This is a genomic window from Pseudokineococcus basanitobsidens (assembly GCF_037482545.1).
Classification (GTDB): Bacteria; Actinomycetota; Actinomycetes; order Actinomycetales; family Quadrisphaeraceae; genus Pseudokineococcus; species Pseudokineococcus basanitobsidens.
The window spans coordinates 1-804 of record NZ_JBBIAA010000079.1 but is presented as its reverse complement, the minus strand read 5'-3'; the positions used below and the strand labels follow the sequence as shown (position 1 = coordinate 804).

General features: G+C 69.5%; 1 protein-coding gene. It reads left to right on the top strand.

What is annotated here, in order from left to right:
• Positions 1 to 22: 22 nt before the first annotated feature.
• The coding region (locus WDZ17_RS17365) for an NAD-dependent epimerase/dehydratase family protein (RefSeq protein ID WP_339576431.1) at positions 23 to 804 on the top strand (782 nt) is incomplete at its 3' end.

Here is an 804-nt window from a genome sequence, read left to right as displayed (position 1 = left end):
GAGGCCCGCGGGAGGGGAGACCATGCGCATCCTGGTTCTGGGGGGCGACGGCTACCTCGGCTGGCCCACGGCGATGTACCTGTCGGCGAGGGGTCACGAGGTCGGCGTCCTGGACAACGGGCTGCGCCGCCAGTACGACCACGAGCTCGGGGCGGGCAGCCTCGTGCCGATCGAGTCGATGGCGACCCGCGTGCAGGCCTGGCGCGAGGTGAGCGGGAAGACCCTCCCCAGCTGGACGACCGACCTCTGCGACGCGGACGGCCTGTACGCGGTCCTGCGCGAGCTCTCGCCGGACGCCGTCGTGCACTTCGCGGAGCAGCGGGCCGCGCCGTACTCGATGATCGACCGCAAGCACGCGGTGCACACGCAGGTCAACAACGTCGTCGGCACGCTCAACCTCATGTACGCGATCGGCGAGCTGGACCGCGACGTCCACGTCGTCAAGCTCGGGACGATGGGCGAGTACGGCCAGCCCAACATCGACATCGAGGAGGGGTGGCTCGAGGTCACCCACAAGGGCCGCACCGACCGGATGATGTTCCCGAAGAAGCCGGGCAGCTTCTACCACCTGAGCAAGGTGCACGACTCGCACAACCTCGAGTTCGGCTGCCGGATCTGGGGCCTGCGGGTCACCGACCTCAACCAGGGCGTCGTGTACGGCCAGGAGACGGACGAGACGGCCCTGGACCCGCGCCTGGCCACCCGGCTCGACTACGACTCCGTCTTCGGCACCGTCATCAACCGCTTCGCCATCCAGGCGGTCCTCGGCGAGCCGCTCACCGTCTACGGCGGCGGCTCGCAGAC